At 61.4% G+C, this 20,539-nt stretch carries 19 protein-coding genes; 6 read left to right on the top strand and 13 right to left on the bottom strand.

Annotated elements, in window-relative coordinates; translation table 11 throughout:
- Positions 1 to 91 precede the first annotated feature (91 nt).
- The gene (locus ACRRNM_RS06055) at positions 92 to 1,705 is read left to right on the top strand and encodes a fatty acid--CoA ligase (protein WP_435627342.1); all 1,614 of its coding nucleotides are present in this window, start codon (positions 92 to 94) and stop codon (positions 1,703 to 1,705) included.
- Between the two features lie 221 nt (positions 1,706 to 1,926).
- On the opposite strand, the gene cyaY is transcribed toward ACRRNM_RS06055, so the two are convergent.
- Positions 1,927 to 2,235: an iron donor protein CyaY gene (cyaY, locus tag ACRRNM_RS06050; protein WP_435627341.1), complete on the bottom strand. Its 309-nt coding sequence runs from the start codon at positions 2,233 to 2,235 to the stop codon at positions 1,927 to 1,929.
- 47 nt (positions 2,236 to 2,282) lie between these two features.
- Between cyaY and lptM the strand changes: the two genes are divergently transcribed.
- The 3 genes from lptM to ACRRNM_RS06035 all read left to right on the top strand — a co-directional run bounded on the left by lptM (position 2,283) and on the right by ACRRNM_RS06035 (position 4,338).
- Positions 2,283 to 2,405 carry an LPS translocon maturation chaperone LptM gene (gene lptM, locus ACRRNM_RS06045; RefSeq protein ID WP_435627340.1) on the top strand — a complete coding sequence of 41 codons (123 nt, stop codon included), beginning with the start codon at positions 2,283 to 2,285 and terminating at the stop codon, positions 2,403 to 2,405.
- A gap of 6 nt (positions 2,406 to 2,411) precedes the next feature.
- Positions 2,412 to 3,704, top strand: coding sequence for a diaminopimelate decarboxylase (gene lysA, locus ACRRNM_RS06040; RefSeq protein WP_435627339.1), 1,293 nt, complete (start codon positions 2,412 to 2,414; stop codon positions 3,702 to 3,704).
- Between the two features lie 157 nt (positions 3,705 to 3,861).
- A complete protein-coding gene (locus ACRRNM_RS06035; RefSeq protein WP_435627338.1) occupies positions 3,862 to 4,338 on the top strand; it encodes a histone H1-like repetitive region-containing protein in 477 nt (158 codons plus the stop codon).
- A gap of 101 nt (positions 4,339 to 4,439) precedes the next feature.
- On the opposite strand, the gene mgtE is transcribed toward ACRRNM_RS06035, so the two are convergent.
- The 7 genes from mgtE to ACRRNM_RS06000 all read right to left on the bottom strand — a co-directional run bounded on the left by mgtE (position 4,440) and on the right by ACRRNM_RS06000 (position 14,758).
- Positions 4,440 to 5,888, bottom strand: coding sequence for a magnesium transporter (gene mgtE, locus ACRRNM_RS06030; RefSeq protein ID WP_435627337.1), 1,449 nt, complete (start codon positions 5,886 to 5,888; stop codon positions 4,440 to 4,442).
- Positions 5,889 to 5,962: 74 nt separating this feature from the next.
- Positions 5,963 to 9,634, bottom strand: coding sequence for an EAL domain-containing protein (locus ACRRNM_RS06025; protein ID WP_435627336.1), 3,672 nt, complete (start codon positions 9,632 to 9,634; stop codon positions 5,963 to 5,965).
- 75 nt (positions 9,635 to 9,709) lie between these two features.
- Entirely contained in the window at positions 9,710 to 10,372 is a 663-nt protein-coding gene (mtgA, locus tag ACRRNM_RS06020) for a monofunctional biosynthetic peptidoglycan transglycosylase (protein ID WP_435628643.1), read from the bottom strand.
- 35 nt (positions 10,373 to 10,407) lie between these two features.
- Positions 10,408 to 11,250, bottom strand: a complete 843-nt coding sequence (gene aroE, locus ACRRNM_RS06015) for a shikimate dehydrogenase (protein ID WP_435627335.1) — start codon at positions 11,248 to 11,250, stop codon at positions 10,408 to 10,410.
- A gap of 147 nt (positions 11,251 to 11,397) precedes the next feature.
- Positions 11,398 to 12,249, bottom strand: a complete 852-nt coding sequence (locus tag ACRRNM_RS06010) for an energy transducer TonB (protein WP_435627334.1) — start codon at positions 12,247 to 12,249, stop codon at positions 11,398 to 11,400.
- Between the two features lie 46 nt (positions 12,250 to 12,295).
- Positions 12,296 to 14,170: a ribonuclease catalytic domain-containing protein gene (locus ACRRNM_RS06005; protein WP_435627333.1), complete on the bottom strand. Its 1,875-nt coding sequence runs from the start codon at positions 14,168 to 14,170 to the stop codon at positions 12,296 to 12,298.
- A 270-nt stretch (positions 14,171 to 14,440) separates the two neighbouring features.
- Complete coding sequence (locus ACRRNM_RS06000; RefSeq protein WP_435627332.1) at positions 14,441 to 14,758, bottom strand: c-type cytochrome; 318 nt, start codon at positions 14,756 to 14,758, stop codon at positions 14,441 to 14,443.
- Positions 14,759 to 15,187: 429 nt separating this feature from the next.
- On the opposite strand from ACRRNM_RS06000, the gene ACRRNM_RS05995 reads away from it, so the two are divergent.
- The gene (locus tag ACRRNM_RS05995) at positions 15,188 to 15,538 is read left to right on the top strand and encodes a hypothetical protein (protein ID WP_435627331.1); all 351 of its coding nucleotides are present in this window, start codon (positions 15,188 to 15,190) and stop codon (positions 15,536 to 15,538) included.
- Positions 15,539 to 15,709: 171 nt separating this feature from the next.
- Positions 15,710 to 16,366, top strand: a complete 657-nt coding sequence (locus tag ACRRNM_RS05990; protein ID WP_435627330.1) for a hypothetical protein — start codon at positions 15,710 to 15,712, stop codon at positions 16,364 to 16,366.
- Positions 16,367 to 16,549: 183 nt separating this feature from the next.
- On the opposite strand, the gene lipA is transcribed toward ACRRNM_RS05990, so the two are convergent.
- The 5 genes from lipA to ACRRNM_RS05965 form a co-directional block, all read right to left on the bottom strand.
- On the bottom strand, positions 16,550 to 17,494 hold the full coding sequence (lipA, locus tag ACRRNM_RS05985) for a lipoyl synthase (protein WP_435627329.1): 945 nt from the start codon (positions 17,492 to 17,494) through the stop codon (positions 16,550 to 16,552).
- Complete coding sequence (gene lipB, locus ACRRNM_RS05980) at positions 17,491 to 18,063, bottom strand: lipoyl(octanoyl) transferase LipB (protein ID WP_435628642.1); 573 nt, start codon at positions 18,061 to 18,063, stop codon at positions 17,491 to 17,493. Before lipB ends, lipA begins: the two co-directional genes overlap by 4 nt.
- Before the next feature lie 116 nt (positions 18,064 to 18,179).
- Complete coding sequence (locus ACRRNM_RS05975) at positions 18,180 to 18,464, bottom strand: YbeD family protein (protein ID WP_435627328.1); 285 nt, start codon at positions 18,462 to 18,464, stop codon at positions 18,180 to 18,182.
- Positions 18,461 to 19,315, bottom strand: a complete 855-nt coding sequence (locus ACRRNM_RS05970) for a D-amino acid aminotransferase (RefSeq protein WP_435627327.1) — start codon at positions 19,313 to 19,315, stop codon at positions 18,461 to 18,463. Before ACRRNM_RS05970 ends, ACRRNM_RS05975 begins: the two co-directional genes overlap by 4 nt.
- Before the next feature lie 12 nt (positions 19,316 to 19,327).
- Positions 19,328 to 20,464: a D-alanyl-D-alanine carboxypeptidase family protein gene (locus tag ACRRNM_RS05965; protein WP_435627326.1), complete on the bottom strand. Its 1,137-nt coding sequence runs from the start codon at positions 20,462 to 20,464 to the stop codon at positions 19,328 to 19,330.
- Between the last annotated feature and the right edge of the window lie 75 nt (positions 20,465 to 20,539).

Here is a 20,539-nt window from a genome sequence, read left to right as displayed (position 1 = left end):
AACACGAAAGACTCGAAAAGAGCTGCATGAAATACCTTGCCGGCCCATTTCGTGTTTTTCGTGGACACAACGTTTTTGACGGGAGGACCAGATGCACGCCAGCGCCTATCCGCTGCTCATCAAACAGTTGCTGCTCACGCCGCTGGCCAATGCGCCGGAGCAGGAGATCGTTTACCGCGACCTGAGCCGTTACGACTACCGCACCCTGCGTGAGCGTATCGGCCGCCTCGGCAGCGCTATCGGGGTGCGGCCGGGGCAGACGGTCGCGGTGATGGACTGGGACAGTCACCGCTACCTGGAATGTTTCTTCGCCATCCCGATGCTCGGCGCGGTGCTGCAGACCGTGAACACGCGCCTCTCGCCGGAGCAGATCGCCTACACCCTCAACCACGCGCGCGCCGATGTGCTGCTGGTGCACGAGGACTTCCTGCCGCTGCTGGAGGGCTTTCGCACCCGGCTCGAAACGGTGCAGCGCTTCGTGCTGCTCTCCGATGCAGCCGTGCCGGAATGTCCCGCGCCGTTCGCGACCGACTACGAAACCCTGCTCGCTGGCGGCGACCCGGAGCATGTCTTTCCGGATTTCGACGAGAACACCCGCGCGACGACTTTCTATACCACCGGTACGACCGGTCTGCCCAAGGGCGTCTATTTCAGCCATCGCCAGCTTGTGCTGCACACCCTCGCGGCGGCGGCCGCGTTCGGCACTGCGCCGGCGCAGGGGCGCTTCGGGCGCGGCGACGTGTACATGCCGATCACGCCGATGTTCCATGTCCACGCCTGGGGCCTGCCGTACGTCGCGACGATGCTCGGCCTCAAGCAGGTCTATCCGGGGCGTTACCAGCCCGATGTCTTGTTGCAGCTGATCCGGCGCGAGGGCGTGACGTTCTCGCATTGCGTGCCGACCCTGCTGCACCTGCTGCTGTCCGCCGCGCAGACCGCGGGTGCGACGCTGCACGGCTGGAAAGTGGTCATCGGCGGCTCGGCGTTGCCCAAGGGCCTCGCGCAGGCGGCGCTGGATTGCGGCGCGGACGTGTACGCCGGCTACGGCCTCTCCGAGACCTGTCCGATCCTGTCGCTCGGCCTGCTGGCGCCCGATGAGGCCGGCGACGCCGAGACGGCGCTGTCCCGCCGCATCAGGGACGGGCGCGCGATTCTGCTGGTGGACCTGCGTGTGGTGGACGAGGCGGGAAGGGAGCGGCCGCACGACGGTGCGAGTGCGGGCGAGGTTGTCGTGCGCGCGCCTTGGCTGACGCAGGGTTATCTGCATGATGCGGAGGCGTCGGAGAAACTCTGGGAGGGCGGCTACCTGCATACCGGCGACATCGGGACGCTCGATGCCACCGGGATGCTGAACATCACCGACCGGCTCAAGGATGTCATCAAGTGCAGCGGCGAATGGCTGTCTTCGCTGGAGCTGGAGAGCCTGGTCTCCGAGCACCCGGCGGTCGCCGAGGTCGCCGTGATCGGCGTGCCAGATGGGAAGTGGGGCGAACGCCCGCGCGCGCTGGTGGTGCTCAAGGCGGGGCAGGAGGCTGATGCCCACGCGCTGCGCGAACCGGTGAACCGCCGCGTCGACGAGGGCCGCCTGCCGCGCTACGCGCGTCTCATGGAAATCTGCTTCGTCGCCAGCCTGCCGCGCACCAGCGTCGGGAAGCTGGACAAGAGGGCGATGCGGACGCAGGCTGTTGAAAAACTACTGCGGTAGCCATCTGCGGCGTTGCGCGGTGCTCGAAATCCTCATGTACTGAAAGTACATTCCGGTTTCTGCGCGCCGTGCGCCTTGCATGTTGCCGCCTCGACACGGTGCGGCGGAGCCGTTCGGTGCGGGAGAGGCGGCTGGCGGCTGCTCCCGCAGACGGCTGGCTTTGCCAGTAACGTGTCGCAGCCGCTATCCTCGCTACGTTTTTCAATAGCCTGCCAAGCCTGCTAAAACGCGATGTTTTCGCCCGCCGCGACAAACAGCTCCGTAAGCCTCGCGAACAACTCGCTGCCGTCGCGCCGGCTGCGCCAGGCTTCATCCTGCCAAGCGTAGTGGAAGCCGCCGGACTTCGCGGCAACCCAGATTTCCCGGTTCGCGTCGTGGCGGTTGACGACGATCTTCTGGCCGTCGTCGAACTCGATCTCCAGCACGTTGCCGCTGCGGGTGTACTCGGCGTCGCCGCCGCCGTTGTCGATCGCGGCCTCGATGCGCGTCAAAGCGGCATCGGCCAGTTGGTTGAATTCGCTTTCATTCATGCGCAGCCTTTATAATCCGGTTAGCTAATTTTTCGGGAAATGCAATCATGCGTCTTGGCATCACTCTGGGCATTATCACGGTTCTGGCCGCCTTGCTGCAAGGCTGCGGGCACAAAGGGCCGCTCACCATGCCGCCTCCTCCGGCTTCGACTCCATCAACCAGCAAGTAATCAAATATGAGCGACTATTTTCAGTACCGCGGCGGCGCGTTGTGCGCCGAGCAAGTGCCCTTGGCCGACATCGCCGCGCGGTTCGGCACGCCCTGTTACGTCTATTCGCGCGCCGCGCTGACCGACGGCTACCGCCAATTCAGCAGCGCGCTGCAAGGCCGCGAACATCTGGTCTGCTACGCGGTGAAGGCGAATTCCAACCTCGCGATCCTGAACCTGTTCGCGCGCCTCGGCGCGGGCTTCGACATCGTGTCCGGCGGCGAATTGCAGCGCGTGCTCGCGGCGGGCGGCGAGGCGCGCAAGGTGGTGTTCTCCGGCGTCGGCAAGAGCGTCGCGGAAATGCGTCTGGCGCTGGAGGCGGGCATCCTGTGCTTCAACGTCGAATCGGCCGCCGAGCTGGAGCGCCTCAACGAAGTTGCGGGGAGCATGGGCAAGGTTGCCCCCATCAGCCTGCGCGTGAATCCCGACGTGGATGCCAAGACGCACCCATACATCTCTACCGGGCTGAAACAGAACAAGTTCGGCGTGGCCTATGACGAAGCCCTCGCACTGTACCGCAGGGCGCGCGATCTGCCGCATCTGCACATTACCGGGATAGATTGCCACATCGGCTCGCAGCTCACCGAGACCAGCCCGTTCATCGCTGCGGCGGAAAAAATCCTGGCGCTGGTGGATGCGCTGGCCGCTGAGGGTATCCGCCTGGAGCACATCGACTTCGGCGGCGGCTTGGGCATACGCTACAACGACGAGATGCCGCCGGCAATTGCCGACTACGTGGCCGCGCTGCTCGGCGCGCTGCGCGAGCGCAGCGAAAAGTTGATCCTCGAGCCGGGGCGCGTGCTGGTCGGCAACGCCGGCGTGTTGCTGACGCGCGTGGAATACCTCAAGCATGGCGAGGAGAAAAATTTTGCCGTCGTCGATGCCGCGATGAACGATCTGATGCGCCCGGCTTTGTACGATGCGTTCCATGAGATTTTGGCGGTGGATCACGAACCCTCTCCTCAATCCTCTCCCGCGAGCGGGAGAGGAAGCGAACGAGAGAGGCAATCTTCGATTTACGAAATTGTCGGCCCGGTGTGCGAAACGGGAGATTTTATCGGCCATGCACGCAACTTGGCGATCGCTCCGCAATCCTTGCTGGCCGTGCTTTCCGCCGGTGCTTACGGGATGAGCATGAGTTCCAATTACAACACTCGCCCGCGCGCCGCCGAGGTGATGGTGGATGGTGGGATGGTGCATCTGGTGCGCGAGCGCGAGACGGTAGCGCAGCTGTATGCAGGTGAAAAAATGGTTTTGTGAGTGTTGCAATTTCCGCAATTTTTTTTTCAGAAATTTGTTGCAGGTTTTTTTAAACGTGGATACAGTGCCGATGCCGCAAGCGTCTTTCGCTGAAACACAGGGCGTTTGGGTGTGCAGTGAGTCGTAATGAATGTCCCAATTCTTATGGAGAATGAAAATGGCAACATCCGATAAAAAAGCGAAAGCGCCCGCAGCAAAAAAAACCGCAGCGAAAAAGCCGGCAGTTAAAAAGGCTGCAGCAAAGCCGGCCGCCAAGAAAGCAGTAGCCAAGAAGCCCGCAGTCAAGAAGCCCGCAGTCAAGAAAGCCGCAGCCAAGAAAGCCGCAGCCAAGCCGGCAGCAAAAAAAGTAGCCGCCAAGAAACCGGCAGCGAAGAAAGTTGCGGTCAAGCCGGCCGTCAAGAAAGCAGTAGCCAAGAAGCCCGTAGCCAAGAAGCCCGTAGCCAAGAAAGCCGCAGCCAAGCCGGCAGCGAAAAAAGTAGCCGCCAAGAAACCGGCAGCGAAAAAAGCAGCAGCCAAGAAACCGGCTGTCAAGAAAGTTGCAGCCAAGCCAGCCGCAAAGAAACCGGCAGCCAAGAAGCCGGCAGCGAAAAAAGCAGCAGCCAAGAAGCCGGCTGGCGGTATCCTGAAAGCGTAATCGCCTCGCAAGGGGCGGTTTCATTCCGCCCTTTTTTGTTGGGTTTCAGGCGAAGCTGCGGGGATGACCTGCGTTTTTGCGCAGGGCGTTTCTGCTCCTTCCTAAATCAGGAAGATGGTCGCCAACCCCAGGAAGATGAAGAACCCGCCGCTGTCGGTAATGGCCGTGATCATCACACTGGAACCGATGGCAGGGTCGCGTCCCAGTCGCTGCATGGCTAATGGGATGGCCATACCAACGGTTGCACCTACCAGCAGGTTGAGCAGCATCGCGCCGGTCATCACGATGCCGAGCGCTACACTGTGGTACAGGAAGTAAGCAAACAGTCCGGCAATCCCCCCCCACAACAGGCCGTTGAATCCGCCGATCGCAAGTTCCTTTAGCATCAGCCGGCGCGCATTGCCCTGCGTGATTTGCCCCAGCGCCAGCGAACGGATGGCGATGGTCGTGGTCTGGTTGGCAGAGTTGCCGGCGATGCCCGTGACGATCGGCATGAGCGTGGCGAGCGCGACAAATTTTTCTATCGTCCCTTCAAAAGTTCCGATCACCCGCGAGGCGAAGAATGCGGTGCAAAGGTTCAGCGCCAGCCATGCCCAGCGGTTCTGCGCGCTCTTCCATACCGAGGCGAAGATGTCTTCCTCCTCGCGCAAGCCGGCCAGGTTCAATACGTCGCTTTCCGATTCGGTGCGGATGAAGTCCAGCACCACGTTCACCGTCACCCGCCCGACCAGCTTGCCGTCCTCATCCACCACCGGCGCTGAAACCAGGTCGTAGCGTTCGAATGCCTGGGCGGCCTGGTCCGCCTTCTCTTCAGGATGCAGTTGTATGGTGTCGGCCAGCATCAGGTCGCCAACGACCACTTCCGGCTCGTTGACTACAATGAGGTTGATCGGCAGGACGCCTTTGAGGTGGTCGTCCCGGTCTACCACGAACACCTGGTCGGTGTGGTCGGGCAGTTCGTCGAAGCGGCGCAGATAGCGCGATACCACTTCGAGTGTGACGTCTTCGCGGACATGAATCATGCTGAAGTCCATCAGCGCACCGACCGAATCTTCCGGATAGGACATCGCCGCGCGCAATTGCTCACGCTCTTCGACGGACAGCGACTTGAACACATCGCGCATCACGTTCTGCGGCAGGTCGGGTGCGAGGTCGGCGATCTCGTCGGTGTCGAGCTGCTCGGCGGCGGCGCGCAGCTCTTCGCGGTTCATAGTCGCAATCAGCGACTCGCGCACCGCGTCGGAAACCTCGATCAGGATATCGCCGTCGCGCTCTGATTTGACCAAGTCCCACACCAGCAGGCGCTGCTCGATGGGCAGGGCCTCCAAGATATAGGCGATATCCGCCGGGTGCAGGCTATCCAGCTTGCGTTGCAATTCGGCGAGGTGTTGTTTGTGCAGCAGGGTGTCGACCAATGCACGGTGATCTTCGCGCGGGATCTCCTGCCGATGGACGACCTCTTCCACCAAGGCGTGCTTGTGCAGCAGCGCTTCCACCTGTTTGAGGTGATCCTGCACGTTTTCGGTGTAGTGGTGTTCCTGGTTGGTCATGGCCGGACCCCGTGAATGGCGCGGCTATTGTAAAGAATTTGACGCAGGGCTGCGCGGCAAATTTGGCGGAAACGCTAGGTGTATTGCGGAATCAGTTGCTCAAATTCCCCTACCGGGACAGGCTTGCTGAACAGGTAGCCCTGGAAGGCATGGCAGCCGTTCTGTTCGAGGAACTCGCGTTGCTCTTCGGTTTCCACTCCTTCGGCGATCACCATCAGGTTCATACTCTGGGCCAGCGAGACGATGATTTTGGCGATGGCCGCATCGTTGGGGTCGGTGAGCACGTCGCGCACGAAGGATTGGTCGATCTTCAATTGGTACAGGGGCAGGTGCTTCAGGTAGGAGAGCGAGGAGTAGCCGGTGCCGAAATCATCCATGGAGAAATTGATGCCCCGGGTTTTCAGCTCGGACATTTTTGCGATGATGTCGTCCACGTTTTCCACCATCAGGCTTTCGGTGATTTCCAGCTTGAGCCTTGCGGGATTTACCCCGAAATAATCGACCAGCGTCGCTACCTCTTCGACGAAAGTCGGCAGGTGGAACTGCTTGGCGCTGACATTCACCGCCAGGGTGAGGTGGGCGGTATCCGGCTCCGTCGCCCAAGTCGCGAGTTGCTGGCAGGCAGTCGCCATCACCCAGTGACCCAGGGGCAGAATCAGCCCGGACTCCTCGGCGAGCGGGATGAATTCGGCAGGGGACACCATGCCGCGCTCTGGGTGGCGCCAGCGCACCAGTGCCTCGGCGCCGGTCAGGCGGCCCGACGAATTGACCTGCGCCTGGTAATAAAGCTGCAGTTGCTCCTGCTCCAGAATGGCGCGGCGCAGATCGGATTCCAGTGAGACACGCGCCGCGACGGCGGCCTGCATGGCGGGATCGAAGAAGCGCAGGATATTGCGTCCGTCCGCCTTGGCTTGGTACAGCGCGACATCCGCCCGCTTGAGCATTTCGTCCATCGTTTTCACCGACCCGCGGAACAGCGTGATGCCGATGCTGGCGGTGCTGTGGTGCTCGTGGCCGTTGATGAGGTAGGGCTTACCGATGGCCGAGAGGATCTTCTCTCCCACCGTCTCGGCCTGGCTGGCGGCGACCTGTTCATCGGCATCCAGATCCTCGAGCAGGACGACGAATTCGTCCCCGCCCAGCCGCGCGGTGGTGTCGCCCTCCCGGATGCAGTCTTGCAGCCGCTTTGCCGCTTCGACCAGCAGCAGGTCGCCGGTGGCATGGCCCTGGGTGTCGTTGATGCTCTTGAAGTTGTCGAGGTCGATGAACAGCAGCGCGCCCTGCCGTTCGTTGCGGACGCTCAGTGCCAGCGCCTGGTGCAGGCGATCGAGCAGGAGCCGCCGGTTGGGCAATTGGGTGAGCGGGTCGTAGAAAGCCAGGGTGCGTATCTGCTCTTCCGATCTCTTGCGCAGGCTGATATCGGTAAAGACGGAAACGTAATGGGTGATCTGCCCGTTCGTTCCCCTTACGACCGAGATTGTCTCCCATTCGGGGTAGATTTCGCCGTTCTTGCGCCGGTTCCATATCTCGCCCTGCCAGTGGCCGTCGCTTTCGAGCGCTTCACGGATCGCCCGGTAGAACGCGGCATCGTGTTTGCCGGACTTGAGGATGGCGGGCGTCTTCCCCACGGCTTCCTCTGCGCTGTAGCCGGTCGTCTCGATGAAGGCATTGTTGACGCGCTGGATGATGCCGTCGGCATCGGTGATGAACATGCCTTCCTGGGAATCGAAGGCTGTTGCGGCGATGCGCAATTCCTGCTCAGCCAGCCGGTGCTGGGTTACGTCGCGGACCACTTCCAGTTTGGATACTGTGCCGTCCCGGTTCTGGATCGGCGTCGCGATGATGTCGAAAGTGCGGCCGTCGGACGCGGTAGGCGTATAGCGTGCCGCGCCATTCCCGGAGATCACCTGTTCGAGCTGGCAATGCTCGCATCGGTCGGTCAGGTCGCAGAGCGATGAGTGGCAGACCTCGCCGGTCTGGTCGCCGAACCACTCCTTCATCACGTTGTTCATGTAGCGGACGCGGTAGCCGGCATCGACGATGAACAGCCCGATGCCGATCTCGCCCATGGCCTCGGTGACCGACAGGTGGAAGGCGCGGCTTTCGCGCAATTCCTCTTCGGCCTGCTTGCGCTCGGTAATGTCGGTGACGAAACCGTGCCAGAGTATCGAGCCGTCGGCCTCGCGTTGCGGCTGCGAATCGCCCTGCAGCCAGCGCACCGTGCCATCGTCGAACTTCACCCGGAACTCATGGTGCCACGGCGTCATGCCCTGCGCCGAGGTCTGGATGGAGGCAAGGGTGCCGTCACGGTCATCGGGGTGAATGGCGATAAAGATTTTTGATGCATCATTGCGGACTTCATCCGGGGCAAGCCGGAATATCTCGCGGATGGCATTGCTGGCGAAAGGCAGGCAGTAGCTGCCATCGGGGCGCAGGCAGAACTGGTAAACGAGTCCGGGCACCTGGCTGCTGATGAGCTGGAGGCGATGCAATGCCTCCTGTTGTGCAGTCTCCACCCGCTTGCGCTCGGTGATGTCGCGGATATAGGCCGTGAAGATGGTGCGGTTGCTTTCGCGGATCGGCGTGATGGTCAGTTCGATCGGGAACTCCATGCCGTCGCGCCGCAGCGCGGTGATCTCGATGCGGCGGCTCAGGGTCCGGGTTTCGCCGGTCTGCAGGTAGCGGGCGATGCCATCCTGATGGCTGCTCCGGTGGCGCTCCGGGATCAGCAGTTCGGTCATCGATTGCCCGATGATCTCCGCTTTTTTCCAACCGAACATGTCCTCTGCCGCAGGATTGAAGCCGATAAGCCGGCTGTTGGCGTCGATGCTGATTACTGCGTCCAGCGCCGAATTGACCGTGGTCCACAGGCGCGCCTCGTTTTCCGCCAGTTTCCGGTGGTTGTCGGCGACAGCTTGCTGCCATCCGGACAGGGCGCGGTCGACCCTGCGGGCGGAGAGAAATAACGCGGCATACAGCGCGGCGAAGATGCCGAAGACGATCAGGGCAATATCGGTGGTTTTTGCGCGAACCCGGTCGAAGGCCGGCGTGATGTCCGAGTAGACTGCCAGGACGCCGATGCGCTTTTCCGCACGGGTCAGCGGCACATAGGTTGCGAGAATCTGGCGATCGCGGATTTCGCCGGAAGAGATGCGGAGCGCATCGCGGAATTCCAGTTGGTGCTGGGTGCCGCTTGTCATGGCCTTCTGTGGTATCCCGCGATTCCGGCTGGCTCCGCCGATGTCGCCGTCTACCGTCGAGAAGACAACCATTCCGGACGCGTCGTACAGTTTCAGCTTGAGGATATGATGCTCGCGAACCGTGTTCAGGGTGGCGTTGAGCGCATCGATGCCCGGATTTGACCGCAACGCATGGATGTCGAGCCCTGCGGCAGCGGCAAGGTAGGCTTCGAGTTGCCCGCTCATCAACTGGATGAGATGGATCGCGGTCTTTTCATTCTCCTGCGCGGCGATCCCCTCATGTTCGTCGAGCTGATCCTGCCGGTAGAGCAATATCAGGAGAGTAGCGGTGATGAGGGTGGCCAGCAGGCTGGTGATCGAGAGGCGGCGCAGGAGCGGGTAGCGGGCCTCGGTAAGGGTGGCTTGGGCATCGCTCGCCGGATGGTTGTTCTGTCCGGTCAGGCGATTCACGATCGGGGAGGGGCTCACCACACGGCCGGCCTGCCGCGCAGCGTCAATGTCCCCGTTGGCCGTTGATGGCTGACCGCTCCCCTCGTTCTGTTTCATCTGACTGCGAACCGTACAACAAAATATAGTTTTTTGATTATATACATATTATGGGATTAGATGTGTGGCGCGATGTCATGGGATTTCCGCCTCGTTCATGCGCCCCAGGATGATGCCGGTCTTGCGCAGCAGGCCGCGCGCTTCGCGGTGGGTGTCGTAGTAGCGCGGATTGGGTACCATCGCGGCGAGTCTGGCGGCCTGTTCCGCGCTCAGGCCGGCCGCACTGGTGCGGTAATAGTGGCGCGCGGCGGCTTCCGCACCGAACACGCCGTTCCCCCATTCGATGATATTCAGGTAAATTTCGAAGATGCGCCGCTTGTCCATCACCGCCTCCAGCATCAGCGTGATGACAGCCTCCTCGGCCTTGCGCCACGGCGTGCGTTTGGTGGAAAGGAACAGGTTCTTGGCGAGCTGCTGGCTGATGGTCGAGCCGCCCGCGACGATCTTGCCCTTCTTCAGGTTCTTCTCGTAAGCCTTCTGGATGCCCTCCCAGTCGAAGCCTTCGTGGTCGACGAACTTCGCGTCCTCTGCGGCGATCAGCGCGTGCTTCAGGTGGTTGGAGATTTTTTCGTAGGGCACCCACTTGTGCCGCAGCTCGGCGTCCGGGTTCTTGTCCTGCATCACGGCGAGGCGGTCTTCCATGAACGCGCTGGTGGAAGGGTTGAATTTGATCCACCAGAGGATGTGCCCGAAAATCCAGAGCTGGTAGAGCAGCAGCAGCGCGAAGCAGATCGCCATGCCGCGCCAGGTCCAGCCCCAGAGCTTTTTCACGTTCAGGTCCGTAGCGCGGCGATGACCGGCACGGTATCGGGGCGCACGCCGCGCCAGATGAAGAAGGCCTCGGCCGCCTGTTCGACCAGCATGCCGAGGCCGTCGGCGACCCGTGCGCCGTGCTCGCGCGCAAATTTCATGAACGGCGTTTCGCGCCCGTACATCATGTCGTAGGCCAGCGCGCCGGGGGCGAAGATGGTGTCCGGCAGAGGGATCGTGCTGTCGCTTAAGCCTGCGGAGGTGGCGTTCACGATCACGTCGAATTGTAGATCATCAAGCTCATCGTAAGTTTTTGCCAACATTTCCGTTCCGGATAGATGTGCATAAAGTTGATGTAAGGCATCAGCTTTTTCTCGGGTGCGGTTTGCGATTACAAGATGGCTAGGTTTTGTGTGTAGTAGGGGTTGGAGCACACCATAAGCTGCTCCGCCAGCGCCCATCAGCAGCACGCGCTTGTTATGCAACGAGATGCCGAGATTGTGCTCGATGTCGGTGACCAGCCCCGCGCCGTCGGTGTTGTCGCCAACGATGAAGCCATCATCAAACTTTAAGGTGTTTGCAGCACGTGCGTCTATAGCCCTTTGAGTAGGCAGGCCCACAAGAGGAAGTTCTTCGGCCAACTTGCTAACTAATTTGTAGGCCTCGAACTTGAACGGCACCGTGACATTACAGCCCCTGTAGCCTTCCTTGCGCAGCCGCCCGACGGTCGCGGCGAAGCCGTCCAGTGGCGCGAGTACGGCCTCGTAGGAAATGTCCTGCCCGGTCTGCTCGGCGAACATCCGGTGGATCAGCGGCGATTTGCTGTGGGCGATGGGGTTGCCGATCACTGCGTATCTGTCAGTCATGACATGGAACCTCTAGAAATTCATTTTGCGGGATGAAGCGCAAGGAGCCGCACAGCGAACGACGAGACATATCGAGTTGATAGGCGAGGAGTGAGCGAGCACGCGACACCGCGATTCGCCCGCAAAATGGATTTATAGAGGCTTCCATTACTCGCTTTCCAGCCGGTCCGATGAAGTGAAGGTCCAGGTGCGCGTGATGACCAGGATGTCGGTGTCCTTGCGGATGTCCGGCGGCAGCGGCGCGTAGGGCGCGGCGAGCCTGACGATGCGCATCGCCGCCGCATCCAGGATGCGGCTGCCCGATGTTTTGTCCACTTCGATCGGCCCCAGGCTGCCGTCTGTGTTGATCGATACGCTGAGCCGCAGGCTGCCGAAGATATGCTGCTGGCGCGCCTGCTCCGGGTAATTCAGGTTGCCGATACGCTCCACCTTGATGCGCCAGTCTTCGATGTACTGCGCGAAGCGGTATTCCTGCGTGCGCGCGCCGATGTATTTGCGGCGCGGCATCTTCTGGTAGGCGTCGAAATTCTTGTTGATCTGCGCCTCGAGGCGCGCGATCTCCAGGCTCTTCTGCACCAGGTCTTCGCCGCGGCTTGCGTCGCTGCTCTGCTGTTTCCTGAGTTCGGGTTGCGTTACCCTGTAATCGCTCTTCAGCCGGGTCAGCATGCGCTTCGATTCCTCCTCAAGCTGCGCGACGCGCTTCGCGGTCTGTTCCGGAGTGAACTGTTGGTCGTCGCGGATCGCGGGCAGCGGGGTCTTGGCCTGCCGGTCTTCCGGGGTGTTGCCGCCGCCATCCAGATTCGCCTGCGCCAGCGCATCGGCCTTGTCCGGCCGGGATTTGGACTTGGTGTTGACCAGCACCACCTGCAGTGGCTGCAGGAAGCTGGCCGCGCTGCGCGGGTCGGGCATCACCAGCGCGATGCCGAACAGCGCGAAGGCGTGCAGCGCGACCGAGAGGGTCATCGATGCGGACAGGCGCGTTTTTAACGCGCTGATCATGCCGTCGCGTCTCCTTCAAGAGCGCCGAACACTTGTGCGCACCGTGTCATGCCGCCGTTTCCTCCTCGATGGCCGCGACGAAGCGTGCCTGCACCTCCAGATCGAGCAGGTCGATCTCGCCGATGGCCAGCTGCACGCGGGTGTTGGGGGGCAATTCCGGCAGCGACGGCACGCGGAAGACCAGCGGGATGTCGGAAAGCCTGACCAGGTTCTCGCGGAGGACGCACGCCTCGGCCAATTCGACTTTTTCCTGCTGCAGCCAGCGCAGGCACCAGTAGCGTTCCATGTTTTTCTGGAAATCGCCGTAGATGGTGTACATGGTGTCGAAGTCGCGCATCGCCGCATACAGCGCGGGGTCGTTTTTCGGATAGGCCGGATCGCCGTCGTGCAGCATCGCGATGATCTGGCGCTGGTTCAGCAGGTCCACGTAGCGGCGCAGCGGCGAACTCGACCACATATACTGCGCCACGCCCAGCCCTTGGTGCGGCGCGGCGACGGTGCTCATCTTCACCTTGCCGTTTTGCTGCGTGCGGTAGATGCCGACGAAGCCGTGCTCGGCGAGATGCCGGCCCCATTCGCTGTTCACGAGGATCATCAGTTCGGAAACCACCTTGTCGATCGGCGAGCCGCGCCGCCGCTGCGCGATGATGATGCGGTCGTCCTTGCCGCCTGGACCAGTCTCGACCTGGAAGTTGTAATCGACCTGCTGCGTGCTGTTGTCGGACGGCTTGCCGCGCACCGTCTCCAGTTTCTGTGCGAGCTTCCACAGCAAGGTGAGCTCGTTTGCATAGGGATAATCCAGTTTGCCCGTCGTGAGTGTCTCCTCGTTGAACAGCGGCTCCAGCGTGTCGTGGCGCAGGTTCGCGGCGACATGCACGCGCTCGACGCGGCTCTCGTGGCCGAGGATTTCCAGCGTCGCGCCATCCACCTCGTTGTACATCGACAGCGCCGGGCTGACGCGGTCGGCGCACAGAGTGAAGGCCTGCACCACGCTGTCCGGCAGCATGGTGATCTTCTGCCCCGGCATGTACACGGTGGAGAGGCGCTGCGCGGCGATTTTGTCGCCTGCCGAATTGCGCGGCATGCCCAGCGCGGGCGCGGCGATATGCACGCCGATGCGCCAGTTACCGTTGGGGAGCTTCTCCACCGAGAGCGCATCGTCGATCTCCGTAGTGGCGGCGTCGTCGATGCTGAAGGCGTTCACGCCGGCCAGCGGCAGTTCGTCCCAGGTGTTCAACTCGACGGGCGGGAAGCCGGTGCCGTCAGGGAAGTGCTCGAACAGGAACTTCTGCAAGTGGTAATCGTGCGTGGAGGGCAGGGCGCCGCAGCGTTGCAGCAGGTGCGCGGCGGACAGATGTGTTGCCGCAGAGGCCGCCTCCAGCGCCTTGACCTCGAGGGTGTTGCGATCCGGCTTGTAGAGCAATTGCGCAAGGCGTCCCGCAAACTCCTCGGGCAGTTCGAAGCAGCCAAGCTGCTCGGCGTAGCGCGCCTGCAACGCGAGCTGCTGGCGCTTCTTCTCGGCGCCGGCCAGCGCGGCCTTGAGTACGTCCGGCGGGGCGGCGCGATAGCGTCCCTTGCCTTTTTTGTGGAAATAGATCGGCGCACTGTGCAGGCGGATCAACGCGGCGGCGGCTTCCAGCGGGCTTGGCGCATGGCCGTAATAGTCGGCGGCGATCTGCTCGAAACCGAACTCGTCCGGCGGGCAGCATTCCCAGAGGAAATCCACCTCGATACCCGCGGCAGCCGCTTCGGCCTGGGCGAGGAATTCGGACAGGGCGGGCTGGGTGAAGCGCAGCATCACATTGGCCGCCTTGACCTTGCTGCGCTTGCCCGAAACGCTTTCAATCTGGAGCGAGGTGGTGTTGTCGGCCATGATGCTGCCGACCTTGAAGCTGCCTTCTTCTTCGTAAAGGATATTCATGGAAAGTTGCGTGAAAAATTGTCGCGGATTATAGCAGCACGCGGCAGCGGCGCCGGGGCGCGGCTGTGACACATTACTGATGGAACTACTAGCCATTCGACCAGGCGAGCCAACAACGCTCACCAAGTCGCTGGTTATGGCGAAGCCGGCCGATTGTGGGAGCAGCCGCACGCCGCCCCTCTCGCACCCATCGACTCCGCCGTACCGTGCCGGGGCGGAGCGGGCAATAAAAAACCGGCTTGCGCCGGTTTTTTGGGTGGCGGTGCAGGCTTATTTCTGGCTCAGCATCCACGCCACCATGGCCTTGATGTCGCCGTCGCTCACGGTCTTGGGGGTGGGGGGCATGGGCATGGCGCCGAACGACCCTGCGCCGCCGTTGCGCACCTTGGTTTCCAGCTTGGCCTGGGCGCCCTTGTCGCCTTTGTATTTTGCGGCAATATCCGCCAGCGACGGGCCGACCGATTTGCTCGCGGCGGCATGGCATGCGCCGCAATTACCCCGCTTGAACAGGGCTGCACCGTTGCCTGCGGCGAAAGCGGCAGTGGAAACGGACAAGGCAGCTGCTGTTGCGAGATAACGAATTTTCATGATGGTTTCCTTCAGTTAGATGATTGACGGAGGGAGAATCTTGCCGTACTCGGACTGCCGCAGCAGGCGAATCGAATACGTGGGCGGATAGACCGGCCGGATGCCGGTTGGTTCCCTGCCTGCGATTCTAGATTACTCCGGCCCGTTGCGCCTGCTCGACGGCGAAATACTCGACCCGACCGTAGCCCTGGCGGCGCGGAAATCCCGGAAAACAGCCAAGGGCCATATAGGCCGAAGTATCTATGTATTTCGGCATATTGTTTTGCCATCGCCTCCACAGTAGGGTACGGCCTCGGCATGCAAGTTACCGCCGAAATGCAGCAGCACAAGGACCTTCGAATACCTGCGCTCGCCGATGCCGGGTGCGTTCCGGGAAGCGGTGGGAGCGGCTATCGAGGGGAGCTTTGATTTCCTGACAGGAGAAGCGAAATGAGAAAGCATGACAAAGATCCGGTTCCTTTGTTGCGTGGCCTGGCTGGCGGGGAGGTTTTTGTAGATGAACTGTTGAAACAGGTGGACGACTTCAGTCATTCCATATGGGAATCGGTGACGGCCAAGACTGAAAACTATCTCGCTCGGGCGAACGCACTGGACCGGTTTGCCGACGCCATCGAGCGGGTGACGAATTCCGTTTCGTCCGACGGGCAGCCGGTCGACGCGGAGAAAGTTGAAGCCGCCAGGGTGCAAATGAACAGCCTGAGGGCAGTGGCGGAAAAATTGCGCTCGGTTGCTACGGATATACAGTCGAAAGCAGGAATTCAGGAAGCTCGTTATAAATAGTTATTTTGATGCATTTGCAATACAGGCAAGGGTGCAAAGGCTAGAGGGTGTATCGGATCGGATGACGAGGGACAAAAGCTTTGAATTTGAAAAGGAGATGAGAAATGCAAAAACATAATACGAAGCTGAGCTAACCCCTTTGATTCTAACTAACGCATGGAGGGCAGCAGCATGAAACTCATAATCAAGAAACAGATGTTTCTAATGCTGGCGATATTGAGCATCAGCGGCTGTGCCACGGCCAGCTCGATAAGCTGGAAGGAAGAGGTGCTATTACATGATGGCCGGAAAATGATCGTGGAAAGAAAGGATGTTCACGATTCCAGCCTCCCTCATGAAATCGGGCAAGGCGCACCGCTGGCGGAGCATGTCACTACCTTCCACATTCCGGAATCCAATCAAAGCGTGACTTGGCGAAGCGATAACCGCTCACGCTCTGAACCGGACAATCTGAGTTTGATGGTTCTGGATTTCGTGAAAGACGTTCCCTATGCGGCGGCCAAGATCACCCGGTGTACTGCCTATAACCGATGGGGGCGCCCGAATCCCCCTTATGTATTCTTCAAATATGACGGCAAGGCATGGCAGCGCATTCCGCTGGAAGAGTTTCCGGCGCAGTTCAAGGAACCCAACGTCATGGTCGGCGGCTATGACCAATACAGCCTGACGGTGGAGGAACGCGATGCCTCGGTGCTGACGGTGGATATCGTGCGCAGGGTTAACAAGGAGGCGGGGAGGTCGCTGGAAAGCTACAGGATTATCCGCGAGCCGCTTGCAACTGAATGGTGCCCAGCTTGGAAGTTTCGTGGTTTCAAAGCTCCAAACTAACAAATTGACGTAAGGAGAATAAACATCAAAACCAAAGGTACCGGAGTCGAATTGTTTTCAGTAGCGTGAACTGAGGAACAAGGCATGCCGCGCCATCAATTAAAGGGATCAGCTTCACATTGAATTTTCAGCCATCCCACATCCACATTAAGCCCGGAAACCCCGTACAGCCAAGCGATAGATTTAAATTATTACTCCCGCCCGCTGCGCCTGCTCGTCGGCGAAATAGCTCGACCTGACCATCGGCCCGCAGGCGGCATGCGAAAACCCCATCTCCTTTGCGGCCTGTTCGAACCGCGCGAAGGTCTCCGGCGGCACGTAGCGCAGCACCGGCAGGTGGCCGTCGGAGGGTTGCAGGTACTGGCCGATGGTAAGCATGTCCACCTCGTGCGCGCGCAGGTCGCGCATCACCTCAAGCACTTCCTCGTCGGTCTCGCCGAGGCCGACCATCAGGCCGGACTTAGTCGGGATGTGAGGGAAGCGCGCCTTGAATTCCCTGAGCAGCTTCAGCGAGTGGGCGTAGTCCGCACCGGGGCGCGCCATGCCGTAGAGGCGCGGCACGGTTTCGAGGTTATGGTTGAACACGTCGGGCAGGCTGGTGGCAAGCTCGTCCAGCGCAACTTCCAGCCGCCCACGGAAATCCGGCACGAGGATTTCCAGGCGCGTCGTGGGGGCGCTGGTGCGGATCGCGGCGATGCAGTCCGCGAAATGCCGCGCGCCGCCGTCGCGCAGGTCGTCGCGGTCCACGCTGGTGATGACTGCGTACCTCAATTTGAGCAGGCCGATGGAGCGCGCGAGATTTTCCGGTTCGTTCGCGTCGGGCGGCTGCGGTTTGCCGTGCGCCACGTCGCAGAACGGGCAGCGCCGCGTGCAGACATCGCCGAGGATCATGAAGGTCGCCGTGCCCTTGCCGAAGCATTCGCCGAGGTTCGGGCAGGAGGCTTCCTCGCACACCGTGTGCAGTTTGTTCTCGCGCAGGATGCGTTTCACCTCGTTGTATCCCGCGCCGCCGGCGGGTTTGATGCGGATCCATTCCGGCTTGCGCAGGCGCTGCTGCAGCGGCACGACCTTGATCGGGATGCGTGCGGTTTTTTCTTTTCCAGTTTGCTTGTGCTCGGGGTCGTTCATGCCGTTTTTCTTTCCAGGTGTTGCTGCAGGCCGTGGATCAGGTTCTGCGACAGTTGCGCCTGCAGCTCGCCGATGCCGGCGGTGATGCCGAGTTCGCGGCATTGTGTGACGCGCAGGCCGGCGTAACCGCAGGGGTTGATGGCGGCGAACGGGGTCAGGTCCATGTCCACGTTCAATGCGAGGCCGTGATAGCAGCAGCCGTGTTTTATCTTCAGTCCGAGCGAGGCGATTTTCGCATCCGCCACGTACACGCCGGGCGCATCCTCGCGTCCCTGCGCGGCTACGCCGAATTCTCCGAGCAGATCGATCACCGAGCGCTCCATCAGGCGCACCAGTTCGCGCACGTTGATCTTCCAGCGGCGCAGGTCGAGCAGCAGGTAGGCGACGATCTGGCCGGGGCCGTGGTAGGTGATCTGGCCGCCGCGATCCACCTTGACGACCGGAATCCCGTTGGGATGCAGCAGGTGTTCCGGCCTGCCTGCCTGTCCCTGGGTATAGACCGGCGGATGCTGCGCCAGCCAGATTTCGTCGCGCGTTTCCGCAGTGCGCTCTGCGGTGAATTTTTTCATCGCGTCCCAGATCGGCTGGTATTCGACCAGGCCGAGCGTGTGGATGACCGGCGGCGAAAGGTGGGAGAGAGCCGCATGATTTTCCCCTTCTCCCTTCTCCCTTCTCCCTTCCCCGCTCATAGCACCATCACGACCGATGGATGGTCGCACAGCTCCCGGTAGAGCGCGTCGAGCTGCTCGCGCGAGGTGGCGCGGATGGTGCAGGTCAGGCTGAGGTAACGGGCATTCTTGCTGGCGCGCATTTCCATGCTGCCGGCCTGGAAATCAGGGTCGTGGCGTACCACGACTTCCAGTACGGCCTGCGCGAAGCCCGCCTGCTGCAGGCCGAATATCTTCAGCGGGAATTCGCAGGGATATTCGAGCAGGCTGTCGGTCAGCTTGTTTTCGGGCAATTCGCTCATGCGGCACGCATCACGTCGCGTTTGAAATCCTGGTACAGCGCATGCAGCCGCGCGAACATCGCGCCCGGCCGGCCGCTGCCGACCTGCTTGCCGTCGAGCTGCGTGATCGCGAGCACCTCCTTCGTCGAGGAGGTGAGCAGCAGCTCGTCGGCGGAAAACACCTCCTCCTTCGTCACGCGCCGCACCTCGCAGGGGATGCCGTCGGCGGCGGCGAGTTCCAGCACCACGTCGTAGGTGATGCCGGGCAGCATCAGGTTGTCCTTGGGCGGTGCGAGCAGCGTGCCGTGCTTCACTGCGAAGATGTTGCTCGCCGCGCCCTCGGTCATGAACTCATTGTCGCGGATCAGGATGGTCTCGGCGCAGCCCACATCGACCGCCATCTGGCGCAGCAGCACGTTGGGCAGCAGCGCGATGGCCTTGATGTCGCAGCGCAGCCAGCGGTTGTCCGGCGCGGTGATGCAGACGATGCCGTTCGCCAGCTGTTCGGCGGACGGGGTGGTCAGGAGATTGCTCATCACGAACACCGTCGGCGCGACGGGTGGCTTGGGAAAGGCGTGGTCGCGCCTGGCTGTGCCGCGCGTGATGTGCAGGTACAGCGACTGATCCTCGCCGGGATTGCGTGCGATGATTTCGCCGACGATTTGCGTCCACTCCTGTTCGTCATGCGGGTTGGCGAGCCGGATGCCGTCCAGGCTGTGCTGCAGGCGGCGCAGGTGCTCTCCGAGGCGGAACGGGCGGCGTGAATACACCGGGATTACTTCGTACACGCCGTCGCCGAAGATGAAGCCGCGATCCAGCACGGAAATCTTCGCTTCCTCGATGGGCATGTACTGCCCGTTCAGGTAGATCATTGTCGTATCCCCTTATTCGAAAAGCAGACGGATGCTGTCCCAGCCGCGCGAGAATACATTTGCCAGCGAAGAGTCCTCCAGCGCGACCAGCGGGAATTCCGCATAGGGCTTGCCAGCGAGGCTCAGCTTGAGCACGCCCAGTTGCTGTCCGCCGCTGACCGGGGCGAGGATGGGTTGGCGCGTTTCCATCGTCGCCTTGAGCTCGGCGAGCTGCCCTTTAGGGATGGTCAGGAACAGATCCTGGCGGAAGCCGATCTTGAGGTGGCTTTTGGTGCCTTTCCAGATGCGCACCTTGCTGACCGGCTGATCCTTCTGGTACAGGCGCACCGCATCGAAATGCTGGAAGCCGAAATTCAGCAGTTTCTGGCTTTCGATGGCACGCAGGTTGTCGGAAGGCGCGCCGAGTAGCACCGAGATCAGGCGGCGGCCGTCGCGCTTGACCGAACCGACCAGGCAGTAGCCGGCCGTTTCGGTGTGCCCGGTCTTTATGCCGTCCGCATAGGGGTCGATCCACAGCAGGCGGTTGCGGTTGGCCTGGGTGACGTTGTTGTAAGTGTAGTCGCGCAGTCCGAACAGCGCATAGTGTTGTGGGTAGTCGCGCACGGTGGCCGCGGCCAGCAGGGCGAGGTCGTATGCGGTGCTGTAATGCTGCGCATCCGGCAGGCCGACCGGGTTGGTGAAGTGGGTGTTGTTCATGCCCAGCCGCTTTGCTTCCCGGTTCATCATATCGACAAATCCCGTTTCGCTGCCGGCGATGTGGAGCGCCAGCGTGATCGCCGCATCGTTGCCGGACTGCACGATCAGGCCGCGCAGCAGTTCATCCACGGTCGCGTTTTGCCCGGCTTTGAGCAGCATGCGCGATTCGCCGCTGACATTGCGCACCGCGGCGGCGGGGATAGTCAGGTTTTGCTCCGGCAGGAGCGTGCCATGCCCGAGCGCATCGAAAACCAGATAGGCAGTCATCAACTTGGTCAGCGAGGCGGGCTCCATGCGCTCGTCGGCGTTCTGGTTCACCAGGACCTGGCTGCTCGTGTAGTCATACAGCAGGTAGGACTTGGCCGCCAGCGGGAGCGTGGCGGGTATTTGCGGAGGCAGGGCGTAGGCCGAGGCAGGCAAAAGCAGGCTGGCGAGCAGGAGGAGGATATTCATGGCTGGATGACGTCTTGGGAGCTTAATTATAGGGCATCTCCGATAATCTGCGGCTTGATCGCCGGAACTGTACTA

It is taken from the genome of Ferrigenium straubiae (assembly GCF_051257895.1).
GTDB classification, from domain to species: domain Bacteria; phylum Pseudomonadota; class Gammaproteobacteria; order Burkholderiales; family Gallionellaceae; genus Gallionella; species Gallionella straubiae.
The sequence above is the reverse complement of the archived record's forward strand: the minus strand, read 5'-3'. Positions and strand labels throughout refer to the sequence as shown.